The organism is Mycetocola zhujimingii, from assembly GCF_003065425.1.
Lineage (GTDB): Bacteria > Actinomycetota > Actinomycetes > Actinomycetales > Microbacteriaceae > Mycetocola_A > Mycetocola_A zhujimingii.
Window position 1 is genome coordinate 1891487 of record NZ_CP026949.1, and the last position, 21724, is coordinate 1913210.

Annotated in this window: 20 protein-coding genes and 1 pseudogene; 2 read left to right on the forward strand and 19 right to left on the reverse strand. The window is 64.8% G+C overall.

The window, feature by feature from the left end:
- Window positions 1–21: 21 nt before the first annotated feature.
- The 4 genes from rimM to C3E77_RS09020 form a co-directional block, all read right to left on the reverse strand.
- Window positions 22–723, reverse strand: coding sequence for a ribosome maturation factor RimM (rimM, locus tag C3E77_RS09005; protein WP_234031170.1), 702 nt, complete (start codon window positions 721–723; stop codon window positions 22–24).
- A gap of 16 nt (window positions 724–739) precedes the next feature.
- A complete protein-coding gene (locus C3E77_RS09010) occupies window positions 740–976 on the reverse strand; it encodes an RNA-binding protein (protein WP_090709355.1) in 237 nt (78 codons plus the stop codon).
- A 3-nt stretch (window positions 977–979) separates the two neighbouring features.
- Window positions 980–1396 (reverse strand): 30S ribosomal protein S16, encoded by a 417-nt coding sequence (rpsP, locus tag C3E77_RS09015; RefSeq protein ID WP_108391333.1) that lies wholly within the window; start codon window positions 1394–1396, stop codon window positions 980–982.
- 177 nt (window positions 1397–1573) lie between these two features.
- Window positions 1574–2362, reverse strand: coding sequence for an LLM class F420-dependent oxidoreductase (locus C3E77_RS09020; RefSeq protein WP_108393208.1), 789 nt, complete (start codon window positions 2360–2362; stop codon window positions 1574–1576).
- Window positions 2363–2449: 87 nt separating this feature from the next.
- On the opposite strand from C3E77_RS09020, the gene C3E77_RS09025 reads away from it, so the two are divergent.
- Window positions 2450–3589: a glutamate--cysteine ligase gene (locus C3E77_RS09025; protein WP_108393210.1), complete on the forward strand. Its 1140-nt coding sequence runs from the start codon at window positions 2450–2452 to the stop codon at window positions 3587–3589.
- A 133-nt stretch (window positions 3590–3722) separates the two neighbouring features.
- On the opposite strand, the gene ffh is transcribed toward C3E77_RS09025, so the two are convergent.
- The 4 genes from ffh to smc are packed head-to-tail and all read right to left on the reverse strand — an operon-like array spanning window position 3723 to window position 10286.
- Window positions 3723–5294, reverse strand: coding sequence for a signal recognition particle protein (ffh, locus tag C3E77_RS09030; protein ID WP_108391334.1), 1572 nt, complete (start codon window positions 5292–5294; stop codon window positions 3723–3725).
- A gap of 57 nt (window positions 5295–5351) precedes the next feature.
- Entirely contained in the window at window positions 5352–5852 is a 501-nt protein-coding gene (locus C3E77_RS09035; RefSeq protein ID WP_108391335.1) for a DUF2004 domain-containing protein, read from the reverse strand.
- Window position 5853: 1 nt separating this feature from the next.
- Entirely contained in the window at window positions 5854–6729 is an 876-nt protein-coding gene (ftsY, locus tag C3E77_RS09040; protein WP_108391336.1) for a signal recognition particle-docking protein FtsY, read from the reverse strand.
- 20 nt (window positions 6730–6749) lie between these two features.
- Entirely contained in the window at window positions 6750–10286 is a 3537-nt protein-coding gene (gene smc / locus C3E77_RS09045) for a chromosome segregation protein SMC (protein ID WP_108391337.1), read from the reverse strand.
- A 187-nt stretch (window positions 10287–10473) separates the two neighbouring features.
- Here smc and C3E77_RS09050 point away from each other — a divergent pair, with 187 nt between their 5' ends.
- Entirely contained in the window at window positions 10474–11562 is a 1089-nt protein-coding gene (locus C3E77_RS09050) for a GNAT family N-acetyltransferase (RefSeq protein ID WP_108391338.1), read from the forward strand.
- 63 nt (window positions 11563–11625) lie between these two features.
- Here the strand turns inward: C3E77_RS09050 and C3E77_RS09055 are convergent, their stop codons facing one another.
- The 11 genes and pseudogenes from C3E77_RS09055 to coaD all read right to left on the reverse strand — a co-directional run bounded on the left by C3E77_RS09055 (window position 11626) and on the right by coaD (window position 21639).
- Window positions 11626–12195, reverse strand: a complete 570-nt coding sequence (locus tag C3E77_RS09055; protein ID WP_108391339.1) for a histidine phosphatase family protein — start codon at window positions 12193–12195, stop codon at window positions 11626–11628.
- A 432-nt stretch (window positions 12196–12627) separates the two neighbouring features.
- A pseudogene (locus tag C3E77_RS09060) lies at window positions 12628–12804 on the reverse strand (zinc finger domain-containing protein); the annotation flags it as partial.
- A 166-nt stretch (window positions 12805–12970) separates the two neighbouring features.
- Complete coding sequence (locus C3E77_RS09065; protein WP_108391340.1) at window positions 12971–13969, reverse strand: HNH endonuclease; 999 nt, start codon at window positions 13967–13969, stop codon at window positions 12971–12973.
- A gap of 112 nt (window positions 13970–14081) precedes the next feature.
- Window positions 14082–14978, reverse strand: coding sequence for a bifunctional DNA-formamidopyrimidine glycosylase/DNA-(apurinic or apyrimidinic site) lyase (gene mutM / locus C3E77_RS09070; RefSeq protein WP_108391341.1), 897 nt, complete (start codon window positions 14976–14978; stop codon window positions 14082–14084).
- On the reverse strand, window positions 14962–15627 hold the full coding sequence (rnc, locus tag C3E77_RS09075; protein ID WP_416046383.1) for a ribonuclease III: 666 nt from the start codon (window positions 15625–15627) through the stop codon (window positions 14962–14964). Before rnc ends, mutM begins: the two co-directional genes overlap by 17 nt.
- 74 nt (window positions 15628–15701) lie before the next feature.
- Window positions 15702–15905 carry a 50S ribosomal protein L32 gene (rpmF, locus tag C3E77_RS09080; protein WP_108391343.1) on the reverse strand — a complete coding sequence of 68 codons (204 nt, stop codon included), beginning with the start codon at window positions 15903–15905 and terminating at the stop codon, window positions 15702–15704.
- Window positions 15906–15908: 3 nt separating this feature from the next.
- Window positions 15909–16469 carry a YceD family protein gene (locus C3E77_RS09085; protein WP_416046374.1) on the reverse strand — a complete coding sequence of 187 codons (561 nt, stop codon included), beginning with the start codon at window positions 16467–16469 and terminating at the stop codon, window positions 15909–15911.
- Window positions 16470–16478: 9 nt separating this feature from the next.
- A complete protein-coding gene (locus C3E77_RS09090; RefSeq protein WP_162924961.1) occupies window positions 16479–18797 on the reverse strand; it encodes a transglutaminase TgpA family protein in 2319 nt (772 codons plus the stop codon).
- Window positions 18784–20064 (reverse strand): DUF58 domain-containing protein, encoded by a 1281-nt coding sequence (locus C3E77_RS09095; RefSeq protein ID WP_162924962.1) that lies wholly within the window; start codon window positions 20062–20064, stop codon window positions 18784–18786. Before C3E77_RS09095 ends, C3E77_RS09090 begins: the two co-directional genes overlap by 14 nt.
- Window positions 20065–20125: 61 nt before the next feature.
- Window positions 20126–21160, reverse strand: coding sequence for an AAA family ATPase (locus C3E77_RS09100; protein ID WP_108391346.1), 1035 nt, complete (start codon window positions 21158–21160; stop codon window positions 20126–20128).
- The gene (coaD, locus tag C3E77_RS09105; protein ID WP_108391347.1) at window positions 21157–21639 is read right to left on the reverse strand and encodes a pantetheine-phosphate adenylyltransferase; all 483 of its coding nucleotides are present in this window, start codon (window positions 21637–21639) and stop codon (window positions 21157–21159) included. Before coaD ends, C3E77_RS09100 begins: the two co-directional genes overlap by 4 nt.
- Window positions 21640–21724: the final 85 nt, after the last annotated feature.

The following is a 21724-nucleotide window of genomic DNA, read 5'->3' on the forward strand; positions in this document are numbered from 1 at the left end:
GTCGGTCCCCGAAGGAGCGGGTCAGCGGTCCGAGTCGTCTGAATCTGAATCGGCGACGTCCGTAGCGGACTCGGCAGAGGCATCAGCTTCAACAGCGTCCGTTTCAGCAACGTCAGCTTCAGCAGCGTCAGCTTCAACAGCGTCAGCGGCATCCGCGTCGACCGGTGCGTCGGTCTCGTCATCGGGCTCGTCCGGCAACTCTTCGAAGAGGCCAGGCGGTGGCGTGATGGTGACGATCCCCGCGGCGATGTCGACGGCGGGAACGAGTGCCTTCACGAACGGAACCATGACCTCGCCCTGAGGCGTCTTCACGATGAGAAGGTCCTGGGCCGGGAAGTGCTCGACCCGGGCAACGGAGCCAATGGTCTGGCCATCACGAGAGACAGCGAGCCCGACCAGCTGGTGGTCGTACCACGCGTCTTCCTCCTGGGAAGGCTCAGCGGAGTCCTGTTCGATCCAGAGGATCGCTTTCACGAGGGTTTCCGCCTCGGAGCGATCGCTGACACCCTCAAAGAACCCGACGGCGTGGCCGTTGTACCAGCGCAGCTCGCTCAGAGTGAGCGTCTTGCCGTGCCAGGGCGATCCTGTCGGAACCTGGAGGGTGAAGACGGCGCCGGGGACAAAACGTCTGCCGGGGTCGTCGGTGAAGAGTTCGAGCTTGATGGCTCCCTTGAGCCCGTGGGCCTTCGTGAGCCGACCCACCCGGAGTTGGGTCTTCGGCATTTTGTCTGTGCTCACCTTAGGAATCGGTGTCGACGACGTCGACGCGGACGCGTCGGCCATCGGCGAGGGCTGAAACCAGTGTGCGCAGTGCCTTTGCCGTACGGCCTGATCGGCCGATCACACGGCCGAGGTCCTCGGGGTTCACGCGAACCTCGAGGACCTCACCGCGTGGTGAGCTCTGCGCTACGACGGTCACGTCGTCCGGATTGTCAACAATCCCCTTGACGAGGTGTTCGAGAGCAGGTGCGAGCAATTGTTACGCCTTGTCTTCTTCTGCAGCGGTCTCGTCAGCGGCGGGAGCCTCTTCCTTGACGGCCGGCTTCTCTGCCTTTGGCTTGAGGACCGGCTTCTTCTTCTCGTCAGCGACGAAGGGAACCTTGGGCTCCTTCACCTTGACGGTGGAGACGGCATCCTTGTCACCCTTGAACTTGCCCCAGTCGCCTGTGAGCTTGAGGAGGGCGGCAACCTGCTCGGTCGGCTGTGCGCCAACGGAGAGCCAGTACTGTGCGCGGTCGGACTTGACCTCGATGAACGAGGGGTTCTCGGTCGGGTGGTACTTGCCGATTTCCTCGATGACGCGGCCGTCGCGCTTGGTGCGCGAGTCAGCAACGACGATGCGGTAGTACGGTGCACGGATCTTACCCATGCGCTTCAAACGAATCTTGACAGACACAATTCTCCTGAATTAATTGTTGTGTGATTGTGCTCGTCACCGGGAGCGTGGGGGCACACTCGGTCCGAAAGCCTTCTAATGCTGTAGCGCCTGATTAGAGGGTCGGGCGAGTACAGACTCGACTAACCATTCTGTCAGATATTTCGGCATAGTGTGACCACGTTCCGTTGCCGGTCCTCAGCCGTTCATGCGGTCGCGCCAGCCCAGCCAGCGCTTGACCTTCGCGATGTCATAGTCAGGCCCGCTGAGACCGATCGTGAACATTGTGGTTCCGAGCTCAAACAGCTTCTCGGCGTTCTCCTCACTTGATCCCCGCACCTCGGTCGAGATTTCGATCTCGCTCACGTCACGCCCAACCGCTTCCCCGTGAGTGCGGAGAATCTCGAGCTTCTCGGCGAGCACCTCCGGCGAGCTGAAGCTGTGCCAGATGTCGGCGTGCTCTGCGACGATGCGCAGCGTCTTCTTTACGCCGCCTCCCCCGATCATGATGGGGATCTTCCGCACCGGCGGCGGGTTGAGTTTCGACCAGCGGTCCTCGATGACGGGCAGGTCCCTGGCCAGTGCGGCGATCCGGGAGCCCGGGGTGCCGAATTCATACCCGTACTCGTCGTAGTCACGCTCGAACCAGCCTGCACCGGTTCCGAAAATGAAACGACCGCCTGAGATGTGGTCGAGGGTTCTGGCCATGTCGGCCTGGAGGTTGGCATTCCGGTAGCTGTTGCAGTTCACGAGCGTGCCGAACTCGACCCGGCTCGTCTGCTCTGCCCAGGCGCCGAGCATCGTCCACGCCTCGAAGTGGAGTCCGTCAGGCTCGCCAGACAGCGGGAAGAAGTGATCCCAGTTGAACAGGATGTGGACGCCAGCGTCTTCGAGTTCGGATACTGCGTCACGGATGGTTCGGTACTGGGCGTGCTGTGGCGCCAGTTGCACACCGATGCGAACGGGTCGTTGTTCGTGAGTTGTCATCATGCATAGAGCCTAAGTCCGCAGCACCGCGGAGCGTGGAATGATGAAAGGGTGCTGCGCTCCCGCGCGGCGGATTCGGACAACGGTATGGGCATTGAGTTCACACGATCTGAACGGTCGACCGTCGGGATCGAGTGGGAACTCGCCCTCGTCGATCGCGACACCGGTGAACTCGTTTCCGCGGCAGACGAGGTTCTCCAGGACCTCGAGAGCCCGAAAGGCCAGCCCCACCCCCGCATCACCGGTGAGCTGCTCCTCAACACCATCGAGCTCGTGAGCTCCGTGCACCACCGGGTCTCCGATGCCGTCGCCGACCTCGACGCCCAGCTCACCGAGGTCCGACGAGTGACGGATCCCCGCGGCATCGAACTGATCGGAAGCGGCTCACACCCGTTCGGGCAGTGGTTCGATCAGCCCGTTGCGAACAAGGCGAGGTACCACAAGCTCATCGAGCGCACCCAGTGGTGGGGCCGCAACATGCTCATCTGGGGCATGCACGTGCACGTCGGTATTGAAGACCGCGACAAGGTCATTCCGATCCTCAACAGCATGCTCAGGTTCTTCCCGCACCTGCAGGGCCTGAGCGCGTCGAGCCCGTACTGGGGCGGAATCGACACCGGGTACGCGTCGAACCGTTCGCTGATGTTCCAGCAGCTTCCGACGGCCGGGCTGCCGTACCAGGTCGCGGACTGGGCCGAGTTCGAATCGTACGTCGAAGACATGACGGCGACCGGCACGATTGACGACTACACCGAGGTGCGCTGGGACATCCGCCCGTCGCCGCACTGGGGCACCATCGAGGTCAGGTTCTGCGACGGCGCCTCGACACACGCGGAGCTCGCCGCGGTCGCCTCCCTCATCCACTGCCTTGTTGAGCACCTTTCGACGCTCCTCGACGAGGGACACGAGTTGCCCACCCTGCCGCCGTGGTACGTGCGCGAGAACAAGTGGCGATCCGCCCGTTACGGCCTCGAAGCGACCATCATCACCGACAGGCACGGCACCGAACGGCCGGTGACGGACGACATCCGTGACCTCGTCGATTCTCTCGCCCCGATCGCCGAGCGGCTGGGCTGCGCGGACGAACTCGCCTCGATTCCCGATATCGTCGCGTCCGGCGGGAGCTACACCCGCCAGCAGGCGACGGCGGCCGAGAACGACGGCGACCTTACCGCCGTGGTGAAGGCGCTGATCGGCGAACTCAGGGCCGGCTCAGTCAGCCACTGATCCGGCAGCCCCCGATCGGTCGGCCCTGATCCGGCAGCCCTGGAACGAGAACACCCGTTCCGGTCGAGAACATCCGTTGTAACGGGTGTTCTCGACCGGAACGGGTGTGTTCGAATCGCGGAGTGACCGAGGGTCAGTTCCCGAGGAACTTCTGCAGTGTCGCGAGTTCTTCCTCGGTGGGAGCGGCCTGGCCCTGACCGGTCGCGCCGCCGAGGCCGAACCCGGTTCCACCGGGCGTCAGGGCAGCACCGGGCTTGGTTCCCGACGCGAGTGCCGCATTTTCCGTCGCCCGCTTGGCCGGGTTACCGCTCTTCGAGCCCTTTTTCTTGGGCTGCTGCTTCTTCGAACCGCCGCTGCGCGCGCCGGGGATCGGTCCCATGCCAGGGATCTGCGGCACGCCACCCTTGGCGACGGTCTTCATCATCTTCGCGGCCTGCTCGAACCGGTTCACGAGGGCGTTGACCTCGGTCACCGTCGAACCCGAACCGCGCGCGATGCGCAGGCGGCGCGAGCCGTTGAGCAGCTTCGAGTTCTGGCGTTCGGCGAGGGTCATCGACTGGATGATGGCCTCGGTGCGAACGATCTCGCGTTCGTCGAATGAGTCAAGCTGCTGCTTCATCTGGCCCATGCCGGGGAGCATGCCCATCATCTTCTTGATGGAGCCCATGTTGCGCAGCTGCTGCATCTGCTTGAGGAAGTCGTCGAGCGTGAAGGTCTCCGTGGAGAACTTCTCGGCCATGGCGAGAGCTTCTTCTTCATCGAACGCCGACTGCGCCTGCTCGATGAGGGTGAGGATGTCACCGAGGTCGAGGATCCGGCTCGCCATCCGGTCGGGGTGGAACGGCTCGAAGTCGTCGAGTCCTTCACCCGTTGACGCGAAGATGATTGGACGACCGGTGATGGATGCCACGCTCAGCGCGGCACCACCGCGGGCGTCGCCATCGAGCTTCGACAGCACGACGCCGGTGAAGTCGACGCCTTCCTGGAACGCCTGGGCCGTCTTGACGGCATCCTGACCGATCATGGCGTCGATGACGAAGAGCACCTCGTCGGGGTCGATGGCCTTGCGGATGTTCGATGCCTGCTTCATCAGCTCGGCGTCGACGCCGAGGCGACCGGCGGTGTCGACGATGACCGTGTCGAACTGCTTGGTTTTGGCGTAGGCGATGGAGTCCTTCGCGACCCGAACGGGGTCACCGACACCGTTGCCCGGCTCGGGAGCGTAGATCGCAACGCCAGCCTGCTCGGCGACCACAGTCAGCTGCGTCACAGCGTTGGGGCGCTGGAGGTCGGCGGCGACGAGGAGCGGCGTGTGGCCGTCCTTCGCGAGCCACTTGGCGAGCTTGCCCGCGAGTGTGGTCTTACCCGCACCCTGGAGACCGGCAAGCATGATGACCGTCGGCGGGTTCTTCGCGAACTCGAGGCGACGCTGCTGCCCACCGAGGATGGCGACGAGCTCGTCGTTGACGATCTGGACGACCTGCTGCGCCGGGTTGAGCGCCTTGTTGACCTCATCGCTGAGGGCGCGTTCACGAACCTTGCCGGTGAATTCCTTGACGACGTCGAGGGCGACGTCGGCGTCGAGCAGGGCGCGACGGATCTCGCGGACTGTGCCGTCGACATCCGATGCCGACAGCGAACCCTTCTTGCGGAGGTTCTTAAAAGTCTCGGAGAGCCGGTCTGAGAGGTTTCCAAAAGTAGCCATTTGAGATCCAGTTTACCGAGCCTCGGCGGTACCGCGTGACGTTCTGGCTGAGAGTGTCTACTCGAGCAGTTCGATGCCGACCGACTCGCCCCTGTTCGACAGCGAGACGACGAGCGCGAGGTCGGAGTTGTCTGGGTCGAATGCGAACTCGAAGGCCGCGAACGGCGCGCCCTCACCGGTCTGGTGGGGGTGGATCGCGACGCGGATGAGCTGGAGCGAACGGATGATGTCGACGTCGTTATCACCTGACCGGTCGACGAGCATCTCGGGCAGGTCCTCCCCCACCTCTTCGACCGTTGCTTCGATGAAGCTCGTCACGTCAGAGCTGCGGTTATCGACGTCGCTGAGCATCGCCTCACGGGCACGCAGGTCGAGCCCGTCGAGGGAGCTGACGAAGCCGGCAGCGGTGTCGAGGCCTTCAACGGTGACGGTCCGGTCGCCGGGAGAACTCACCGAGACGTCGACGGGCTGGTCGCCGACCTCGACGGTCTCCGACCAGTAGATTCCGCCGTGTTCGTCGCTTTCGAGCGCGCCGAAGAAGTCGTGTTCCGTTGTCATGTCAGCCAACCAGTTTCTGTGCGAAGACGTGTGGAGTAAAGCCGGTGAGATCGTGGATGCCCTCGCCCTGGCCAACGAGCTTGATCGGAATACCGGTCTTCTCCTGGACCGCGAGCACGAAGCCGCCCTTCGCGGATCCGTCCAGCTTGGTGAGGACGAGCCCTGTCACACCGGCGTGCTCAATGAACGCCTCCGCCTGCGCGAGCCCGTTCTGACCCGTCGTCGCGTCGAGCACGAGCAGCACCTCAGAGATCGGCGCCTGCTTCTCGACGACGCGGCGGATCTTGGAGAGTTCGTCCATCAGGCCGCCCTTGGTCTGCAGCCGTCCAGCGGTGTCGATGAGGACGATCTCGATGCCGTTCCTCTTGGCGAAGTCGACGGTCTGGAAAGCGACGGATGCCGGGTCCTGAGCGTGCTGCTGCGGGCGCACGATCTGCGCTCCCCCGCGTTCAGCCCAGGTGGCGAGCTGCTCGACGGCGGCGGCGCGGAAGGTGTCAGCCGCTCCGACGACGACAGTGCGTCCGTACGTGCCGAGGAACTTCGAGAACTTGCCGATCGTCGTGGTCTTGCCGACGCCGTTCACGCCGACGACGAGCACAACGGCGGGCCGTTCGGTGAGCTTCAACGTTGTGTCGTATTTCGAGAGACGCTCTTCGATCGATTCGCGGAGCATCCGCTGGAGGTCACGCGGGTCGGTGGTGCGGTACCTGTCGACCTTGGCGTGCAGGTCATCGATGACCGCCTCGGTGACATCCGGGCCGAAGTCAGCGGTGAGCAGCGCGTACTCGAGGTCTTCCCACGTGGTCTCGTCGATGGTGGGCTTGGAGAACATGCCCTTGAGTGCGCCCGACAGGGACCAGGACGAAGTTTGTGCCATGTACTAAGACTAACGAGTCGTCAGCTCGCCTTCTCCTCGTTTGCCACCCGCTGACCGACGACGGCAGACACTCCGTCCTGCCGCATGGAGACGCCGTAGAGGGCATCCGCGATCTCCATCGTGCGCTTCTGGTGCGTGATCACGATGAGCTGACTCGACCGCCGAAGGTCTTCGAAGATCGTGAGCAGTCGGCCGAGGTTCGCGTCATCGAGGGCTGCCTCGACCTCGTCCATGATGTAGAACGGGCTCGGCCTCGCCTTGAAAATAGCGATGAGCAGGGCGACTGCCGCCAGCGAGCGCTCCCCACCGGAGAGGAGCGACAGCCGTTCGATCTTTTTGCCCGCCGGCTTCACGGTGACCTCGATGCCCGTCGTGAGCAGGTCGTCGGGGTTGGTCAGCGAGATGCTGCCGGTACCGCCGGGGAACAGGACGGGGAAGACCTCACCGAACGCGGTGAGAGTGTCGTCGAAGGCGCTGGCGAAGATCGCCTGCATCTTGTCGTCGAGCTCCTCGATGATCGTCAGCAGGTCCTTGCGCGTGTTGGTGAGGTCGGTGAGCTGCTCGGTGAGGAACTTGTGTCGCTGTTCGAGCGCGGCGAACTCCTCGAGGGCGAGCGGGTTCACGCGCCCGAGCTGAGCGAGTTTGCGCTCCGCTTTCTCGAGCCGCTTCTGCTGTTGGGGACGAGAGAACGGCATGCCGTCGCTCTCGTTCTCGCCGTCGCCTTCGTTTGTCGCCTGCTCGGTGGGGATGAGCACATCGGGCCCGTACTCGGCAACGAGCACGTCCTCGACCAGTCCCAGCTCCGAAGCCGCCCGTTCGAGCAGGCTGGAGAGGTGCAGCTTCTTCTCATAGATCTGAAGTTCGAGTGCGTGCACGTTTTCGGTGATGACCTGAAGCCGTTCACGCAGGCCCTGCTCCTCGCGGCGCAAGCCGGTGAGCTCGGCATTCTGGCTCGCTCGTTCCTCCTCCGCCCTGGCCAGTACGAGCTTTGCCTCGGCAACGGACCCGTCCACCGAGTCGAGCACCGAGGGAAGGATGTTCGCGACGGCGGTTGCGGCGTCGATCTGGCGCCCACGGATCACGGCGCGACGCGCGGCTGCTTCCGCGGCGACGCGGTCGGATTCCATTTGAGTGAGCAGGTTCTTGACCCGCTGCTCCTCTGACCTGACGCGTTCCCTCGCCGTCTCGAGCTGCAGCCGGGACTCGATCTCACGTTCCCTGGCCTGCTCGAGTTCGACAAGCAGGGCTTCGCGTCCCGAAACGTCGAGAATTGGCCGGGGCCTTGAGCGCGCGGCATCCAGTTCGGCCCTGGCCTTGTTGGCTGCGGACTCCGCCTCGGCCACCGCACCAGCAGACTCCGCGAAAGCGGTCTGAAGCCTGTCGCTCTCCGCGGTCGACGCCTCGACCTGGACCCGTGCCCGGTTGAGTTTCTCCGCCTGCGCCGCCAGCTGCGCGTCGAACTCGCGCAGTGCGCCGAGTGCGGCACGCGAGAGTTCCTTCGCTCCGGCGAGCGCGGTCCGCTGCTCGTCGAGTTCGAACCTGACGTCCTCGAGCGCCGAGGTCACCTCGGTCAGCCGCTCAGCCGCGGCGTCGCGCTCGGCGATGAGTTCGATGCGGCCCTGCTTGGCGCCCGATCCTCCCCGGAGGACGAAGTCGGTGAGCACGTCTCCGGTGCGGGTGATCAGGGTGACGGGTCCACCGAGCGTGCCGAGTTGCGGTGCGGCGAGGCGTGCAGCGTCGACATCGTCGGCGATTCCAATGAAACTCAGGATGCCGAGCACACCGGCCGGAGCTGTGACCACACTCGTTGCGGGAACCACGCCCGCGATCGCCGGCCATTCGATCCGCCGCGCCGTGGCATCCGCCATCACGATTTCGACCCGGCCGAGGTCGTGATCCTTCGCGTGCGCGATGGCGCGCTCGGCGGCAGCCCTGTCGTCGGCGAGGAGCCCGTCCGCGAGCGTCCCGAGGGCCGATGCGACGGCGGCCTCGAATCCGGGCTTCACTGAGACCGCATCGGCGACAACGCCGCGGATGCCGTCGAGGCCGGCGGCGATGAGGTCGGCAGAGGCGTCCTTGATGTTGAGTGCCCGGGAAAGGGCGCTGGTCTGTGCGGCGAGCGCGTCACGCTCACGCTCGTGGCCGTGGAGCAGTTCGCGGAGGCGTTCGATCTCGGCCTCGGTCTCGAAGACCCTCCCCTGGGCGAGTTCGTACGCTTCGTCGAGCCCGTTCTCCCCCGCATCCACGTCTGCCGCGCTTTCCTCCACCTCGGCGAAGTGCTGCACGGCAGCATCCCTGCGTTCCGTCGCTGCCGCAAGGGCGTTCTCCTGACGGAGACGCTCACCACGCACCGCGGCCAGTCTCGACGACGCGGCGTCCGCCTGTCCGGTGAGCTTCGTGATCTCCAGGTCGTGCCGGGAGACGAGAGCGCTCTGGGCGGCAATTTCCATGTCGACGGCGTCGAGTCGCTCGCGGGAGGCGATGGTCGCCTGCTGTGCTGATCGCCAGGCGTCTTCCGCGGTGAGGATGGCCTGCTTCAACGCATCGACCTCGGCCCGCGCATCGTCGACCATGCTCCGCGTGACACTCGAGGATGCGTCGAATGACTCTGACTGCGCTCCGAGAAGAGCGAGCCGCTGGTTGGCAAGGGTGAAGAGGTTGCGGAGCCGCTCCTGCACGGACTCGAGCGCGAAGCTCGTGCGCCGTGCCGCATCGACGGCGTCGCCGACCTGAGCCTGCTCGATCCGCGCGATGCGCAGCTGTTTCTGCTCGAGCTGTTCCTGCAGCACGATGCGTTCGGTGTGCCGCTCGCTTTCGGTTCGGCCGTAACCGTCGAGCAGGGTCCTGAGTGTGACGACCTCGTCGGCGAGCAGCCTCGCCTTGGCATCACGAACGATGGAAGCGATGGTCTGCGCTTCCCGTGCGATCTCGGCCTGGTGTCCGAGCGGCTTGAGCTGCCTGCGGATCTCCCCCGCGAGGTCGCTCAGCCGCGTGAGATTGGTCTGCATGGCCTCGAGCTTGCGAAGCGTCTTCTCTTTGCGGCGGCGGTGTTTCAGGATGCCTGCGGCCTCCTCAATGAAGCCGCGGCGTTCCTCCGGGCTCGCCCTGAGCACCGCATCGAGCTGGCCCTGCCCCACGATGACGTGCATCTCGCGCCCAAGCCCCGAGTCGCTCAAGAGTTCCTGTACGTCGAGCAGCCTGCAGGTGTCGCCGTTGATCGCGTACTCGCTGCCCCCGTTCCTGAACAGCGTGCGGCTGATTGTCACCTCGGTGTATTCGATCGGGAGCGCACCGTCCGAGTTGTCGATGGTGAGGATCACCTGGGCGCGGCCGAGCGGCCCGCGCGTCGACGTGCCGGCAAAGATGACGTCGTCCATCTTGCCGCCGCGAAGTGTCTTCGCGCCCTGCTCGCCCATCACCCAGGCGAGAGCGTCCACGACGTTGGACTTCCCGGATCCGTTGGGGCCGACCACACAGGTCACACCGGGCTCGAATGCGAAGGTCGTCGGTTGCGCGAACGATTTGAAGCCCTTGAGGGTAAGGCTCTTCAAATACACGCTGTCTCCGGTCTCTTCGCGCTTATGCCACGCGAATTCTCAGCACTACCGTACCCAACGAACCGTCGTAAACCCCGACAGACCCGGGCATTCGCGCGAAATAGCCACCCTTTACAGCCTGATCGGCCGTGGCTAGGCTGATCCGCTGCCTGGCGGCACGCCGGCACAAGACAGGGAGGAACCGAACATGTTTACGCACCCGCTGATTGACGCGGTGTCGATCGACGAACTCGCCATTCCCGCCACCCTCGATTCGCCCGACGGCCGATCATTCATCGAGATGGTGGACCTGCGCAACAGGGTCGAGGAGGAAACGCTCGGCACAGACGACCTGACGCGGACGCCGAAGGAGTACTTTCCGGGCTGGCACGACCGCTTCGCTCCCAAGCGGCTCTTCCTCGCCCGTCTGGATGGCCGCATCGTCGGGTACGGAGTGTATGAGTGGCAACCGGAGGAGGGTGCTACTGCCGCGTTTCTCGAAATCGAGGTGGACCGAGACTTTCGCCGGAGAGGTATTGGTACAGCCCTGCTTCGAGTGCTCGAGGCTCTCGCCGACGGCAACGGCCTGCGGGTGCTCCAGCCGTTCAGCATGCACCGTCCGTCGGAGAGCAACGATGTCGTCGTGCCGCCCACCGGCTTTGGTGCCGTTGACCGTGACTCAACCGCCGCCCGGTTCGCCGAGGTCAACGGTTACCGCCTGGAGCAGGTGGCGCGGGTGTCACGAATCGACCTCCCTGTCGATCCGGAGGTTATCGCCGACAACCGACGTGTCGCCGAATCGCACGCGACGGGTTACCGGGTCGTTCAGTGGGTGGGCCGGTGCCCTGAGCAGTGGCTCGCCGACATCGCACGGTTGCACCAGAGAATGTCGACGGATGCCCCCGCCGCCGGTCTGGAATTCGCTGAAGAGCAGTGGGACGAAGCTCGCGTGGCCAATCTCGACGATCGCAACGAGGCCGGAGGGCGGACGAACCTGACCTCAGCGGCGCTGGACATCGCGTCGGGCCGGCTCGTCGGCTATACCGACATCGCGATTCCCGAAGCGGAGGGCAAGACGGCTATTCAGGAGGACACGCTCGTACTCCGGGAGCACCGTGGACACCGGCTGGGGATGCTGCTGAAGCTCGCAAACCTCGAGCAGCTCATGCGCGTCTCGCCCGGGACACCCGCCATCATCACGTTCAACGCCGAGGAGAACCGTCCGATGCTGAGCGTGAACGAAGCCGTCGGCTTTATCCCTGTGGCTTACGAAGCGTCATGGAAGAAGGTGGTGTGACCGGAACTACCGGTTGCAGCGTCACCTCAGTCACGAGTCGTGCCGGGGCTCCGGTACGGCCGCTCAGCCGACGGGCACCTCTTCGACCGGTTCGTCGTTGACGCTGAGCACCCGCCACCCTTCGCCCAGCCTGTCGAATGTCGCGACAGACGCGTTGCGAATCTGGTCGAACCGACGTCCGGCGAGCGACGACAGCGTGTACCGAATGATCGTGCCGTGGCACACGATGAGTGTGTTGCGGTCGCCGTAGTCGGCGTGTACCCGCTCGATTGCTGCCGTGCCGCGTGCGACGACTGACTCGAGTGATTCGAGACCAGGGAAGTCCCTGTCCGGCCAGCGCTCAGCGATGATCTCCGCGGTTGCACCCTCGGCTTCGCCGTAATTCCGCTCGACGAGCTCGTCGTATGCGGGGCCGAGTTCGATGCCGAGGCCCTCGGCGATGATCGACGCGGTCTCCCTGGCGCGGCGGAGAGGTGAGCTGACGATGACCTCCCAGTTGACTCCATCCAGCGTCGCGATCGCGTCACGCGCCTGCTGCCGACCCGTGTCGTTGAGGGGAATATCGGTGGAACCCTGGAGCCGGTTCTCAAAGTTCCATTCGGTCTGGCCGTGGCGGATGAAGGCGAGTGTCATACATCCATCTTCCCCTGCCCCGACGGTTCGGTGGTCGCGAACGCACGTCACGGAGCGTTATGGCGTGCGTTTGCGACAGTTGAACCCGACGGCGGCGCCGCCCCGGCGGTTCGGTGGTCGCAAACGCACGTAACGAAGCGGCATGGCGTGCGTTTGCGACAGTTGAAGCCGACGGCACCGGATGCCGGGACGCGGTGGTGTGCGGGCGGAGTCACGGTTCGGTGGTCGCAAATGCACGGAACGGAGCGTTATGACGTGCGTTTGCGACAGTTGAAGCCGGCGGCGCACGGATGCCGGGCGGTTTGGCGGTCGCAAATGCACGGGACGGATCGTATTAGCGTGCATCTGCGACAGTTGAAGCCGGCGGCGCACGGATGCCCTAGCGGGGTGGTGCGGGCGGGGGTGGCGGTTTCGGTTGTCGCGAACGCCTGCTCAGCGCCGACGCTGGCAGCGCGGACAGAAGTGCGATGACCGGTTCATGAATTCCTCCCGCCGCAGCGGTGTTCCACAGCGGGGATACGGCTGGCCCTGTCTCCCGTAAGCGTTGAGGCTGTGCGCGAAGTACCCGCTCCCCCCGTTCACGTTGACGTATTGCGCGTCGACGCTGGAGCGCAGGCAGACGTTCGATGACCCGTTCATGAACTTCTCACAGCGAACCGGAATCCGCTTGACTCGCAGACTCTGCCAATGAGCGCGGGCGTTGTGCTTAACGCAATGTTGCCCAAGCAAGGCGTGTCCAGCGCCTCGCCGCGCGTTAGAACCTGGGCAAATCCCTCTACGAGACTATCCTCGCGCCCTTCGAGCGGTTGCAACGCCAGCACAGCGTCTGAAGGTTTTCGGGCGTACTGAGGCCGCCCCTAGAAACGGGCATGATGTGGTCGACCTCGAGTAACAGGTGCGGCTCATCGACCAGCGAGACTCCGCACTGCAAACACGCGTACCGGTCGCGTTCCTTGATCTGTCCGCGAAGCCTCGCTGTCATGAGCGCGCGCTGGCCAGCAGCGGACTTCGCCCAGCGGATTCTCTCCACCAAAACCTCGGACAGCGCCTCCAACGTCGGAGTGTTCAGCTGAATGTTGGTCGCCTGCCCCGTATTGCCCCCCGCGGACGTGTACTGAAACTTGTAATGCGGGTATGGCACTTCGATGGGTGATAGGTGAACCCCCACCTGCTTCCAAAACTCCTCGCGGTAGTGTTTCAGAATGAACCCAGGCGGGTCGATTCGTGCCGTGATATCAGCTTCGCGTTCTCGGACGTTGGCCACAGCCTGTTCGAGCCGAGAGACGTCATCAGCGACCCGCTGAACATCGGAGAGGGTCGCCGGATCAGCCTTGATGCCGAAGTACTTCATTAGGTATTTGATTGGGTCGGCGCTCGCGTTGCGCACGACCTGCAGTGATGCGTTGTGGACGTGGGGTGCGTACTCAGCTACGTTTCGGTCGCGACGGTTGTTCCACGCAGACGTATTCTCGAACGACGCAAGGTGGGCATGCTGACCGGTTGAGGAGGCTCCCAGGTCGAACGCACCGTGCGATCGGATCTCCTGGACGTAATTCACCACGTCGTTGTGCTCGGCCACGACCGTCGCAATCTCAGTTTTCAGAGCCTGAAAGTGTTCGGATCCGAAATATCGGTTTTTGCGGATGGTGCGGATAACCGGGTTCGCGATGAGAACCAACGAGAGGGTGAGCACGAAGAAGAGACCGTCGCCTGTCGCTCCCCCAATGATGAACGGAAGCACGATTAGTAGCGTGATGAACAGCGGCTTAGGCATTCTCTGGTCCTTCAAATGGAGCGAGCGAAGTCAACATCGAGATTCTGGCACAAGCACGACATTTATCCCTTGCAAGCATGCTGAGCGGTCGCCCAGTGTCGCGAACGCGTACTCAGCGCCGTCGCTGGCAGCGCGGACAGAAGTGCGATGACCGGTTCATGAACTTCTCCCGCCGCAGTGGTGTTCCACAGCGGGGACACGGCTGGCCCTGTCGCCCGTAGGCATTGAGGCTGTGGGCGAAGTACCCGCTCGCCCCGTTCACGTTGACGTATTGCGCGTCGAAGCTGGTCCCGCCCTCGGCCAGTGCCTTCTCGAGCACGGCGCGAACCTCAGCGAGCAGGAGCCCGGCTCTCCGCTTCGACAGGGAAGACGCCGGCTGCTCGTAGTGGATCTTCGCAGCCCACAGCGCCTCGTCGGCGTAGATGTTGCCGATGCCAGAGATCAGGGTCTGGTCGAGAAGCGCGCGCTTGACCCCTGTGCCCTTGCGGCCAAGGCGTTCCAGGAACCCCGCGTCGTCGAAGGCCTCATCGAGCGGATCCCGTGCGATATGGGCCACCTGGCTTGGTACGCGCGCCGGCCCTTGGGCAGCACCGGAGAAACCACCGGGACGACCGTCCGGCGTAGGCAGCAGGGTGTCGACAGCCATCCCGCCGAAGATGCGCTGGTCGACGAAATTGACGAGGAGTTCACCGTGGTCTGGCGACTCGATGCCGATGCGAATACGTGTCAGCCGGTCGTCGGTCCCCGGCGAACGCAGCAGCATCTGCCCGCTCATGCCGAGATGGGTGACGAGCGCGGTGTCGTCATCGAGCGGAAACCACAGGAACTTGCCACGACGCGTCGCGGCGAGGATCCGCCGTCCCTCGAGCAGGTCGACGAAGACCCCGGATGCCGCCGGGTGGCGTTTGAGGCTCCTCGCGTCGAGAACGTCGACGCTCGTGATCAGCGCACGGGTGACGGCGGGCTCGAGGCCGGCTCGCACCACCTCGACCTCAGGAAGCTCGGGCACTCAGCTCGGTCCATGCGCTCAACGCTGCCGCCATTTCGGCGTGTTTCTTGCTCGAGCCCTCACCGACCGCGGTCGCGAGAGTGCCCACGGTCACCGTGGCGACGAACATCCGGTTGTGATCCGGCCCGGACGCTTCGATCTCGTAGACAGGGGCCGGAGCGTTGAGGCGTGCAGCGACTTCCTGCAGGCTCGTCTTCGGGTCCATCGCCGCGCCGAACCGTGCCGGGTCCTCCAGGAGCGGCTCGACCAGTCGCAGCACAAGTGCGGAGGCGGTCTCGAGGCCCTGGTCAAGGTACACGGCGCCGATGAGCGCTTCCATCGTGTCGGCCAGGATCGAGGCCTTGTCGCGGCCGCCCGTAAGTTCTTCGCCCCTGCCGAGCCGGAGATGGGGGCCGAGGCCGATGGTTCTCGCGATCTCAGCGAGCGCAACGGTGGAGACGACGCTCGCGCGCATCTTTGCGAGTGCGCCCTCGGGCAGCTCCGGGTTCTCCCGGTACAGCTTCTGGGTGACGCTCAGTCCGAGCACCGAATCGCCGAGGAACTCGAGGCGTTCGTTGTGCGGGATGCCGCCGTTTTCGTACGCAAAAGAGCGGTGTGTGAGCGCATGCTCCAACACCGCTTCGTTAAGCGACACACCGAGGGCCGCCAGTAGCGACCCTCGGTCTGTCGTGCTGTCTGTTACCGACACTTCTCAGCCTTCGGTCTCAGCGAGCGAAGGGCTGACTAAACGTCGGCGACCTTGCGGCCCTTGTATTCCATGAAGAGCGCGGTGCCGGCGGAGTCTTCGACGACCTTGGCACGGTGCGGAAGGCTGTACGTAACCTTGCCGTTCTCGACCGTCTTCACCAGGGTGGGGGCTTCAGCCTTCCACTGCGCACGGCGTGCACGGGTGGAGGCTCGTGACATTTTCCGCTTCGGAACAGCCATGACTTATCTCTCTTCTTTGCTTGGAGCATCCGAGTTGTCGGAGCTTGGGTCTTGGGAGAACCCGGCGAGCGCGGACCAGCGAGGATCCAGATGCTCTTGGGGTTTTCTATCCGGGTTATCTGCCAGTCGCTCGCCGGTCTCTGGGTCGAGTCCGGGGCAATCTGGCCGGCATACCGGCTGAAACGGCAGTGATAAAACCACTGCGTCTCTGATCAGAGGTTCAAGATCCACATGGTCATTGTGAACCTCTAGGTCAGAAGCTTCTTCACCAGAGTACGCGAAAAGCTCCTGAAACTCGACTTGGACGCTCTGGGAGATGTCAATCAGGCATCTTCCGCACTCTCCGGTCGCAACAGTTTCGGCTTCGGCAGTAACGAGGATCCCCTCGTGAACCGACTCAAGGCGGACTCGTTCGTAAACCGGGGTTCCCTGAGTGACGGCGATGAGGCCGGCGCCCCAGGTCTCCGGAGCGTCGACCGTGATGTCGCGTTCCTGCATTTCACCCGGTCGCCGTATGAGGTCGCGGACGTTCACCGCGAATGGCAGTTTGGTGTATTTGGTCACCGAGAAATTCTACAGTGACCTTGGCACGCCCGCTGAGCGTCTGCTGGGTGTTGGGTGCAGAACGGATGCCGGCGCAAGCGTCGCGCGTAACCGTACGGGCAGCGTCGACGCCGTGGCCATCGCCCTCGTGATCCGTTCGACATCGGCCGCGAGCGCCTCGCCCGCGCTCGGGTCGGCGCGAGCCGAGAATCTGAGCCGCTCGACGCTGCCGAGCAGGCGATCGAGCGCCTCGGCGTCTGATCCGGTGAGCGCGACTGACCGGGTGAGCTGCGCCGCGAATCCGCGTGGGGTCTCGGTGACATTCGCTCCGATGCCGAAATCGAGCGCCGTCTCGCTCACCTCCTGCCAGGCGTCGATGGGGCCGGCGCGTCCCGCTCTGAGCGCGCGGAACCGGCGGCGACGTCGCAGGCCTCTGGCCACGCCGGGGAACCCGACGATGGCGAGAATGACGGCGCCGAGGGCGGCGATGATTCCCACCGGCGGTGCGGAATCGGCCTGTGCCGAACCGGCGGGTGTTGTCGGCGCCTGCTCGACCGGGGCGCGCTCCTGCGCATTCCGGTTGCCGGAGTCGAGGTCATTGGGATTTGCCGTTGGGCTGCCCGTCGCCACCGACACTGCATAGTCCGGAACGAAACCCCGCCCCGGCGTCGGTTCGAACGGAACCCAGCCGATGCCGGTGAAATACAACTCTGGCCAGGAGTGCAGGTCATCGGTCGCGACTGCGTAGTTGCGCCGCTCCCCCACACTCCCCACCCTGTCGCCGGGCAGGTACCCGAGCGACACCCGTGCCGGAATGCCGAGCACCCGCGCCATGATGGCCATGGCAGAGGCGTAATGGACGCAATACCCGCTTTTCTTCTCGAGGAACCGGGCGATGACGTCGAAGCCGTCGCCGTCATAGCCATCGTCGACGGGGGCCTCAATGGAGTAGGTGAAGTCGGTACTCCGCAGGTATTGCTGGAGCGCAAACGCCCGGTCGAACCCGTTTGTCGACTGCCCTGCAATCTGGGCAGCGGTATCCGTAATGATCGGGGGGATGTCGTCAGGCAGTTCGAGGAACCGGCTGACGTTATCCGGGTAGTCACCGGGTGCGGCGATCAGTTGCTCCCGCGTCGGCTTGATCAGCACGCTCTCGGCGATGTAGGTCTGCCCGCTCGCACTCGACAGGCGGCTGGAGAGCGTGAGCCCATCCACGTCCCACGACCACCGCCCCGAGAGACCGGCGACGCGAACGCTGGGGAACGGAACGGGAACCCACGGCGCAACCATGGCGGCGACATCGACCGTCGTGGTCGTCGGCTCCGTCGCCACGTCACTGGACAGCCCTGGCACCTCGACCATGAGGTCTGGTTCGTTGACCACCCGTTCGCTCGAACGGCTCGACGACCACGTGGTCCCGTCGAACTGGTCGAGAGTGAGCAAGCGGAAGTACAGGGATTCATCTGTCGTCGTCGTGTAGGTGAACTGACGGGCGCCACCCGGGCGCCGGAGGTCTTTGCCGAGATCGACGAGCGGACTCACACCGCGACCGAATGTCGAACCCCCCGTCGCCTGGAAGAGGCTCTCACCGTTGTAGCCGGGGGCGACCGCTGCCGCGAGCAGTGCGCCGATGACCGCGAACGCTCCGATGCCGAGCATGCCTTTCGGATGCCGCGCTGCCGACTGGCGCACCCGCGTATCCGCCGCGAGGAGAACAAGATAGGCGGCGGCACACAGGGCGAGCGCGACAAGGTTGACCTCGCCGATAACGAAACCGGGAACCAGTGCAATGGCCACGACCGGAATTCCGACGAGCGCCGGCATCCGGCTGACGATCGCGAGCAGGTCGCTGAGTAAAGCGAATGCACCGGCTCCCACCGCGAGGACGAAGAGGATTCCGACGTCGGCGTTTGCCGGGGTGCCCTGTCGACTGATCGAGCGGAAGCCATCCGACGTCAGTTCACGGAAGGTCTCGACGGTGTCCCAGGTGGGGACCACGAGGGCGAGCGCGGTATCCGGAGCGAAAAAGAGGACCAGCATGGCGAGCCAGACCACAACGCCGACGAGCCACCCGATGCCCGTCCTGGCACCGAGCGCGCGAGCCGTTGCTGCTGAGCAGAGAATGACGACTCCGAGCATGGCGATACTCAGCCACCACGAAGCGCCGCTGAGGAGCGGGGACAGTGTGGAAATGGCGACGGTGTAGACCAGCAGGGTCGCAAGGCTCATCGGCCAGAGGTCGCCGCCCGTCCTCCGCCTGGCCGCCTGGCCGCGGCCCGGCTGGCGTCCGGTCGCCGTCGCCGGCTGCGGCGCCGCCGGACGCCGGGGCGCTGTCTTAGTTCCCGACACGGTCGCGACCCCCCTTGCCCGTCTGCCCTCCGGCCGCTCCGAACGCCACGAGAGACCAGGCCTCGACGACCGGAGTGCGCTCGGTCAACTGTGCGGTTCGCCACCCGGCGTCGCCGAGCACCTGGGCCTCGGTCGAGTCGGCGTTTCGCAGCTGGCGCTCGTCCTGAGTGATGAAAGCGACGGCTGGCGCTGCGTTGATCTTCATCGCGGCCAGCCGCCTGGCACCGGTGGGCGATACGTGCCCGAGAACCGCGAAGACGGGCATCACCTTTCCGGTTCTCCTGATCACCGTGCCGAGGCCGGCTGTGGCGTCGTAACCGTCCCGAACGGGATGGCGCTGTGTTTCAGCGAGGGTATCCAGCAGGGCGGGCGCAGCGCCTGGTTCGAACCGTGAGATCCGGTATGGCGAGGCCCCGTCGGCGTTCGAGACAGCATCCGTCGCCGATTCGATGAGCGAGAGCTGGTAGCCCGCATCGAGGAGATGTACGCCGAGCGATGCAGCCAGCTCGACCATGCGTTCGAAGTGGGCGTCGGAGGTGGCACCGTTCGCCTCTCCCCTGCCGGCGAGTGCGGTGTCGAGCACAATGGCCGCCTCCGGGTCCCCCTGGCGCTCCTCCTGCCTCACCATGAGTTCGCCCCTGCGGGCCGTTTGGCTCCAGTGCACGCGACGCAGCGAATCGCCCGTGCGGTACTCACGCGCGATGAGTTCGTCCGCGCGGTGGGCCGCGAAGTGATTCAGCTCGTGACGGACGCCATCACCGCTCGCGTTCGCGAGCCCCGCGTTGGCGAGGACACTGACGCGGGGAGTGATCGAAATCTCCCTCGAACCGGCGATCGCCCGTTCGGCCACAACGAGGCCGAACGGATCACCGTGGGTCACCCACAGTGGCCCGATCGGGTACCGTCCACGGCGCGACGACCTGAGTTCGTATTCGAGGTCGGCGGAATACCCTCGCCCGGGTTGCCACCTGCCGCGCGGCAGTTCGCCGGTCGGGGTGCGTCCGAACGCCGCTGGTACCTGCTCCGTCCAGACGGTCACAGTCTCCAGGTCCGTCTTCGATGTCACTCTCGTGTGCACCAGGGCCGGCTCGCCGACCATCACGCTCGGTGGCGAGAACGAGCGAACAGCGGTGAGCCTTGGCCTGTGACCGTGGACGTAAACAACGCTGCCCGCAAACAGCAGCACCAGGAACGCTGAAAGGTAGAGGCCTTCCCTCCTGTCGATGAGGGTCGCACCGACGAGGACAGCACCAGCGGTGAGAAGCACACTCCAGCCGCGCCTCGTGGGCCTGACGGCCCGCGAACTCCCACGGCTGGGCGTCGGCATGTCAGGTCCCGGTGTTGCGTGACGGTGGCACGGCCGTCTCGTCGACGATGCCGTCGATGATGTCGCGGATGAGTTCGTCGGTGTGCTGGTGGTTGCCGAGAGCCCTGCTCGTTGGCATCAGGCGATGGCCGAGCACAGCGTTCGCGAGCGCGTCGATGTCGTCGGGAAGAACGAAATCCCTGCCCTCGACGAGCGCGAAGCTCTTCGCGGCCCGCACGAGCTGGAGCGTGGCGCGCGGGCTCCCCCCGAGTCTGATGTCGGGGTGCTCACGGGTCGCCCGCAGGATCCGGACCGCGTACTCCTTGACGGCATCCGAGACATAGACCTCCCGAACGCTCGCCATCAGGCGCTGAACAGCGGCCGCCGAGACGACGGGTTCGAGATCGGCGAGCGGATTCGTGACGTTCCGCGAAGCGAGCATGCTGAGCTCGGCGGACTCGTCGGGGTAGCCCATGGAAATACGCGCCATGAACCTGTCCCGCTGGGCCTCCGGGAGTGCGTACGTTCCTTCCATCTCGATCGGGTTCTGTGTCGCGATCACGGTAAACGGCGTGGCCAGATGGTAGGTCGTCCCGTCCACGGTGACCTGGCGCTCCTCCATGCACTCGAGCAGGGCCGACTGTGTTTTTGGCGACGCCCTGTTGATCTCGTCGCCGATCACGATGTTCGCGAAGACCGCTCCCGGCTTGAACTCAAACCGCCGCTCGGCCTGGTTGTACACGGAGATTCCGGTCACGTCACTCGGCAGGAGATCCGGCGTGAACTGGATGCGGCTCACCGTCGCCGTGATCGACCTGGCGAGCGCTTTCGCCAGCATCGTCTTGCCGACGCCAGGTACATCCTCGATGAGCAGGTGCCCTTCGGCGAGGAGAACGGTGAGCGCTGTCCGCACTACCTGGTGCTTCCCATCGATGACCGACTCGACGTTGCGGATGATGTCGGAGGCGACGCGATGCGCCTCACCGATGTCGAAACCCGGGGTCTCTTCGACGGCCGTGGCCTGGCCGTCGGTCGCCGACGTCGGGAACGAAGTCATGATCGCTGGAGGAACCGTGTGACTGCCGCCGGCACGTACGGGCTGACATCCCCGCCGAGGGAGGACACCTGTCGAACGAGCGAGCTCGACACGTGGGCGTGGGCCGGGTCAGGCAGCATGAACACTGTCTCAACGCCGGCGAGGTGACGGTTGACGATGGCCATCGGCGTTTCGTAGGCCACGTCGACCTGTGAACGGATGCCTTTCACCAGGACCGAAGCGCCGACGTCCGTCGCGTAGTCCACGAGAAGGCCGACGCTCCACGACGCCACCACGATCTTTCCCGCTATCCCGGCGTCACGAATGGACTCCTCGAGGAGAGCGACGCGCTCCGAGATCGGGAGGAGGGCCACCTTCGACGGGTTGTGCACGACGAGCACGTGGAGTTCGTCGAACAGGCCGGCTGCCCTCTCGATCACATCGAGATGCCCCAGGGTGACGGGGTCAAACGAGCCTGGAACGACGGCGATCCTCTGCATGGGCTCAGCCTACCGGCACACACAAGAGTCACGGCCAGTCCCCCAGACAATCCGCAGTGACGAGCCCCGATTCGCCGCGACGGTT